Raw genomic sequence first — 6,476 nt, forward strand, 5'->3', positions numbered from 1 at the left:
GTGTATTAAATTGAAGCAACTTTTTTATCAGAATTACTTTTATCATTAAAGAAAAGGGCGAAAATCAAGAATACTGCTAATGCAATTCCCGCAGGAATTATCCATACCATTTCCCAATTTACACCTCCACTTAGTGTTTTGTAATTATCAGTAATCCAACCAGCAACTTCAAAACCTATTAACATTCCAACACCATAAGTTGCGAGTGTAATTAGGCCTTGAGCAGAACTTTTGTATTTTTCCCCTGCTTTTGAATTTGTATATATTTGTCCTGAAACAAAGAAAAAATCATAACAAATACCATGTAAAGCGATGCCTAGAATAAGCATAAAGCTTAAATCTTGGGCGTTTCCATAAGCAAATAAAACATAACGAATAGCCCAAGCTAACATACCAACTAAAATGGTTTTCTTAAAACCAAAACGAGTGAAAAATATTGGAATTAAAAGTAAAAATAAGGCTTCAGAAATTTGTCCGATAGCCATTTTTCCTGTAGGATTTTCTAAACCTGATTCCGTCAAAAATGGATGCGCGTTTTGATAATAAAAAGCAAGTGGAATACAAATTAGAATTGAGGAAACAAAAAAGATTGCGAAATTTTTATCTTTTAAAAGCTTCAAAGCATCAAGACCAATGATATCACCAATTTTAATTTTTTCATCACTTACCTTTGGTGGTGTTTTAGGTAAAGTAAAACTAAAAATTCCTAAAATAAAGGCTGCAATTCCAGCTAAAAGAAATGTGTTTTTAAGTAATCCTTGTGCTGTGGCTTCAGCAGAATCCCAATGAAATAAGTAACTTATAGACAATCCAGCTAAAATCCATCCAATTGTTCCCCAAACACGAATGTTGGCAAACTCTTTTTCTGGATCTTTCATTTGATTAAATGATACTGAATTTACAAGTGCCAATGTTGGCATATATAAAATCATATACCCAAGTACATAAGAATAAAATACCGTTACGTCTTCTGAAACATACATTTGATACATTAAAAAAGCCCCAACAAGATGTAAAATTCCCAAAATTTTCTCAGCATTAAAATAACGATCTGCAATTAGTCCAATAATAAATGGAGCAACTATAGCACCCCAAGATTGAGTAGAAAAAACAGAGCCCGTTTCAGATCCGGAAGCATGTAAATTACTGGATAAAAAAGTTCCAAGAGTTACAAACCATGAGCCCCAGATAAAAAACTCTAGAAACATCATAAAAGATAATTTAATTCGGATGGTGGTATTCATATAATTTTGGTTAATTGATTGGTTATTATATTTTGCGGTCTTTAATAATTTATTTTACAGTCAATTACATTCCGTTTTCACAGCCAGTTGTAATTTTCATAGTATTCCATTCTTTAATCATTATGTTTCTGTACCAAACATTTTCGCCATGATCTTGTAAAGCAATTTTTCCAGTTTTCGATACTCCAAAACCTTCCCAACCGGCAAATTTACTATTGGCAACTAAGGCTTTAAAGTTATCATCCCAAAGCATTGTCTGAACAACAATAACATCGTTAATAACAAGAGTCAATTTTCCAAATTTGCAAACAATATCAACATTATTCCATTCGCCTACAGGTTTTACAGGTTCAGAAGAACTTTTAATTAAATCATATAAATCGCCTGCTCTGTGTTTTTCAATTTTTCCGTCAGGATGTCCATCATTATCCAAAACTTGCATTTCAAGTCCTGTATCATAAGTGTTTTTATATTTTGTTGGATCTTCATTTACATAAAAAATGATTCCACTATTTGATTTTGGTGCTACTTTCCATTCTAATTTCAAATGGAAATTCGTATATTCATTATCCGTTACAAGATCACCACCTTGACCATTATTTGCCAAAGCTGGATCGAAATGCAAAACCCCATCTTCTACTTTCCATGCATTACCAACAGTCTTTTTTCCATAGGTATGCCATCCCGTAGTAGTTTCTCCATCAAATATTGATTTAAAGCCTTTCGGTAAAGTTTGTCCATTTGATGTTTGAATCATAATTAATAGTACTATTGAAGTACAAATATTTTTAACCATTTTTATATTTTTTAAATTTTTAAAATTGTGTTTTTATAAAGTTAAAGCTTTCCAACCTTCACGATAATTTCGTTTTATAAATTGGTTCACTTCATCAAAATTAGTAATTTTCATTTGGTCATTGTCCCACAATAATTTTGCAGAACGACCAGGATAAACATCTTCTCCAAGAACTTCTTTTTGTATGTCATAACCTCTAATTGCTAGATTTGCCATTAATAAAGCTTCTGTTAATGGACCTGCAACCTCAAACCCAGAACTTAATTCATGTTTGCCATAACCAGCAATGGCTCCTTCAATCCATTGTTTGTAATGACCATCTGAACCGCCTTCAACTCGAGCATATTTTTGTGCAATTTGAAGATTTTCATTTTTACTAAGCGGTAATAATCTTGGATTTAATCCATAAGTATCACACATCATTTTTCCTTTTGTACCAGTAAATAAAGTACCGTTTCCTCCATCTCCAAAAATTTCATTGGGACCTAATTCTGATGGTCGCTCTGGCTGAATTCCCCCATCCATCCAATGTACGGTTACATCTCCATTAGTTTTTTCTGTTTTAGGAAAAGTCAATGTTACATGACTTGAAGGCGGACAACTTTCTGGAAAATAACCTCTTTGAAATTCATCAACATAAACCGATCCTACACTGCATTGCACGTCTTTAGCATATTTTAAATTTAAAACACTAAAAGGAGTTTCTAGCAAATGACACCCCATATCACCAAGAGCTCCAGTTCCATAATCCCACCAACCACGCCAGTTGAAAGGCACTAATTTATTTACATAATTCTTGTATGGTGCTGTTCCAAGCCATAAATCCCAATCTAATTCTTTTGGAATTTCAGTTTGAGTTGTTGACCATGGAATTCCTTGTGGCCAAACTGGACGATCTGTCCAAGCATGAATAGTATGGACATCTCCAATTAACCCAGCTTCATACCATTCTTTCATAATTCTGGTGCCATCATTTGAAGCACCTTGATTTCCCATTTGGGTAACGACTTTATATTTTTTTGCAGCTTGAGTTAAAATTCTAGCTTCATATAAATCATGAGCCATAGGTTTTTGAACATAAACGTGTTTACCTAATTGCATAGCAGCTAATGCTTGAATAGCATGATTGTGATCGGGTGTTGAAACCGAAACTGCATCAAAATTTTTATGTTCTTTATCTAACATTTCACGCCAATCCTTGTAAAATTTAGCTTTAGGAAAAGCAGCTACACTTTTTGCTGCTCTTCGTGTATCAACATCACAAAGGAAAGCAACATCTGCTTTACCACTTTTTGCAAACATAGCTGTATCTGATTGTCCTTTTCCCCCAACACCAATACTTGCAATCAACAATCGATCACTTGGGGCCACATAACCTCGACCTAATACAAAACGAGGAACAATCATAAATCCGGCAGCAGCCACTGTGGTTTTTTTTATAAAATCACGTCTGCTATTTATTATTTCTGTTTCTGGTTTTTTTATTTCCTCTTCTTTCATTTTTTGTTTTTGATTTTTTTTGATTGTTAAAAATAAAACAGACAACTATTCTAAAATTATTATTTTTTCAAAGAAAGAATATACTTAACCATAGCCTTTACCTCTTCCTTTTTATAGGTTGCGTGAGGCAACATTGGTATTGTTCCCCAAACACCAGAACCTCCAGCAATGACTTTACCAACTAAATAATCAATATTTTTATTATTAGAAGGGTATTTTTTGGCTATATCTAAATATGCTGGACCAACAATTTTTTTGTCTTTATTGTGACAACCTATACAATCTGATTTAGCTATAAGTTTCTCTCCTTCTGATTGTTGCTGTACAGTTGTTTCTAATTTTAATGGAGTTGAACTGTATTTTTTATCAGAATTAAATTTAGCAAAAGAGCACAAAGCAACTAAAGCAACTGAAATAAGTAAATATTTGATTTTCATTTTAATACTATTTTATAATCCTAAATTTTTTCTATTTAATGCCTGATTCGTTTTAACTGACGCAAAATCATCAAAATTTTTATCAGTAACTTTTATAATATTATTCCGAATCAATTCAGCACCTTCTCTTGCACCATCTTCTTGATTTTTCAAACAACATTCCCATTCCATAACTGCCCATCCTTTATAATCATATTGAGCCAATTTGCTAAAAATTGTTTTAAAATCGACTTGTCCATCTCCAGGAGAACGGTAACGACCGGCTCGATTTAACCAACTTTGATAACCACCAAAAGTCCCTTGTTTTCCAGTTGGATTAAACTCGGCATCTTTAACGTGGAAAGCTTTTATTCGCTCGTGATAAAAATCGATATATTGAATATAATCTAATTGTTGTAAAACAAAATGAGAAGGATCATACAAGATACAAGCTCTTTGATGATTATTTACTGCCTTCAAAAACATTTCGTAGGTTTCTCCATCAAATAAATCCTCACCAGGGTGAATTTCATAACAAACATCAACACCATATTTATCAAATTCATTCAAAATTGGCATCCATCTTTTTGCTAATTCTGCAAAACCTTCTTCTACCAAACCCTCTGGACGTTGTGGCCAAGGATGAAAATATTGCCATAATAAAGAACCACTAAAAGTTGCATGTGCATTTAAACCTAAATTATGAGATGCTTTGGCAGCGTATTTTAATTGCTGAACAGCCCATTCTTGTCTTGCTGTTGGATTTCCATGTACGTTCTCAGGAGCGAAAGCATCAAATAAATTATCATAAGCGGGATGAACAGCAACCAATTGACCTTGTAAATGTGTCGATAATTCAGTGATTTGCATTCCGTAAGAAGCTACAGTTCCTGCTAATTCATCGGCATAAGTTTTGCTTTCAGCAGCTTTTTGCAAATCAATGAAGCGAGGATCTAAAGTTGGCATTTGAATTCCTTTGAAACCTAGATTGGAAGCCCATTTACAAATTCCATCTAAAGAATTAAAGGGTGCTTCATCGCCTATAAATTGTGCCAAAAAAACTGCTGGACCTTGAATTGTAGTCATATTTATTGTCTAAATTTTTAAAGAATTAATCATTAATCTACAAAACATAAGGAGTCCATTTTTTATCCGATTGAGCTGAAGCCACAACACTATCTATAAATGCCATACCTCGCAAACCATCTTCGATTGAAGGGAAGTCTAACATTTCAGGTGTAGGTTCTTTACCTTCTAATTTACAAGATAATGTTAGTGCAAAATTGCGATAGATATTGGCAAACGCTTCTAAAAATCCTTCGGGATGTCCGCCAGGAGTTCTGCAATTGTGAGTAGCAAAAGAGGATAAATAGCCATAATTACTACCAGCCCTTAAAATCTGAGTGGGTTCATTTAGCCATTTTACGATTAATGTATTTGGTTCTTGTTGCAACCATTCAATGCCTCCTTTTTCGCCATAAACTCGAATCTTTAAAGCATTTTCTTCGCCTGCAGCAACTTGTGAAGCCATTAAAACTCCCTTTGATCCATTATCAAATTTCAATAGTACAGCTCCATCATCATCCATAATTCTACCTTCGACTAAAGTATTGAGTTCGGCACAAATGGCTGTTATTTTTGCTCCTGAAATATATTCGGCTAATTGGGCTGCATGTGTTCCAATATCTCCCATCACCGAACTTTTTCCTGATTTTTTTGGATCTGTCCTCCAAGCTGCTTGAGCATTTCCTTCTCTTTCTGATAAGGTGCTCAACCATCCTTGTGGATATTCGACCCAAACTTTACGTATTTTACCCAATTTTCCTTCTCTAACCATTGCTTTGGCTTGTTTAACCATTGGATAACCAGAATAAGTATGTGTCAAACAAAGTATTAAACCTGTTTCGTCTAATTTTTGTTTTAATAGCTTAGCTTCTTCTAATGAAAAAGTAATTGGCTTTTCGATAACCACATTAAAACCATTATCTAATGCCATCATAGCTGGTGCAAAGTGGGCAAAATTTGGAGTTACAATTGTAACGAAGTCAATTCTTTCGCTAGCTGGTAATGCCACTTCGGCCTTTATCATTTCCTCATAGGTCAAATAAGTTCTTGATTCTGGTAAGAATAAAGCTTTGCCCGATGCAATAGCAATTTCGGGATTAATGCTTAGAGCTCCACAACTTAATTCAATAAGACCATCCATATTGGCTGCTAAACGGTGAATTGCGCCTATAAAAGCATCTTGACCTCCGCCAACCATTCCCATTCTTAATTTTCTATTCATATTTTAATTACTAAATATTTCCTTTTTTCAATTCTTTTACAGCATAATCGGCGGCACGAGCAGTTAATGCCATAAATGTTAATGATGGGTTTTGACATGCAATCGAAGGCATACAAGAACCATCAGTAACAAAAACATTATTGACTTCGTGCATCTGATTCCATTTGTTTAGAACTGAAGTTTTAGGGTCATTACCCATTCTGGCAGTCCCCATTTCGTGAATAGCCATCCCT

General features: G+C 34.1%; 7 protein-coding genes. All 7 read right to left on the reverse strand.

Annotation, left to right across the window (positions count from 1 at the left end; translation table 11 throughout):
* Positions 1 to 5 precede the first annotated feature (5 nt).
* A complete protein-coding gene (locus tag PHC28_RS02340) occupies positions 6 to 1,244 on the reverse strand; it encodes a nucleoside permease (RefSeq protein WP_300096377.1) in 1,239 nt (412 codons plus the stop codon).
* A gap of 64 nt (positions 1,245 to 1,308) precedes the next feature.
* Positions 1,309 to 2,040 carry a DUF1080 domain-containing protein gene (locus PHC28_RS02345; protein WP_300096378.1) on the reverse strand — a complete coding sequence of 244 codons (732 nt, stop codon included), beginning with the start codon at positions 2,038 to 2,040 and terminating at the stop codon, positions 1,309 to 1,311.
* A gap of 33 nt (positions 2,041 to 2,073) precedes the next feature.
* On the reverse strand, positions 2,074 to 3,540 hold the full coding sequence (locus PHC28_RS02350; RefSeq protein ID WP_300096379.1) for a Gfo/Idh/MocA family oxidoreductase: 1,467 nt from the start codon (positions 3,538 to 3,540) through the stop codon (positions 2,074 to 2,076).
* A 59-nt stretch (positions 3,541 to 3,599) separates the two neighbouring features.
* Positions 3,600 to 3,977, reverse strand: coding sequence for a c-type cytochrome (locus PHC28_RS02355; RefSeq protein WP_300096380.1), 378 nt, complete (start codon positions 3,975 to 3,977; stop codon positions 3,600 to 3,602).
* Between the two features lie 12 nt (positions 3,978 to 3,989).
* A complete protein-coding gene (locus PHC28_RS02360) occupies positions 3,990 to 5,042 on the reverse strand; it encodes a sugar phosphate isomerase/epimerase (RefSeq protein WP_300096381.1) in 1,053 nt (350 codons plus the stop codon).
* Positions 5,043 to 5,079: 37 nt separating this feature from the next.
* Positions 5,080 to 6,243: a Gfo/Idh/MocA family oxidoreductase gene (locus PHC28_RS02365; protein WP_300096382.1), complete on the reverse strand. Its 1,164-nt coding sequence runs from the start codon at positions 6,241 to 6,243 to the stop codon at positions 5,080 to 5,082.
* Between the two features lie 10 nt (positions 6,244 to 6,253).
* The coding region (locus PHC28_RS02370; RefSeq protein WP_300096383.1) for a GMC family oxidoreductase at positions 6,254 to 6,476 on the reverse strand (223 nt) is incomplete at its 5' end.

This window comes from Flavobacterium sp. (genome assembly GCF_028712645.1).
Lineage (GTDB): Bacteria > Bacteroidota > Bacteroidia > Flavobacteriales > Flavobacteriaceae > Flavobacterium.

Bases quoted from the DNA above. Each gene is read 5' to 3' on its own strand.
- PHC28_RS02340 (WP_300096377.1), bottom strand. From the start codon at position 1,244: ATGAATACCACCATCCGAATTAAATTATCTTTTATGATGTTTCTAGAG.
- PHC28_RS02345 (WP_300096378.1), bottom strand. From the start codon at position 2,040: ATGGTTAAAAATATTTGTACTTCAATAGTACTATTAATTATGATTCAA.
- PHC28_RS02350 (WP_300096379.1), bottom strand. From the start codon at position 3,540: ATGAAAGAAGAGGAAATAAAAAAACCAGAAACAGAAATAATAAATAGC.
- PHC28_RS02355 (WP_300096380.1), bottom strand. From the start codon at position 3,977: ATGAAAATCAAATATTTACTTATTTCAGTTGCTTTAGTTGCTTTGTGC.
- PHC28_RS02360 (WP_300096381.1), bottom strand. From the start codon at position 5,042: ATGACTACAATTCAAGGTCCAGCAGTTTTTTTGGCACAATTTATAGGC.
- PHC28_RS02365 (WP_300096382.1), bottom strand. From the start codon at position 6,243: ATGAATAGAAAATTAAGAATGGGAATGGTTGGCGGAGGTCAAGATGCT.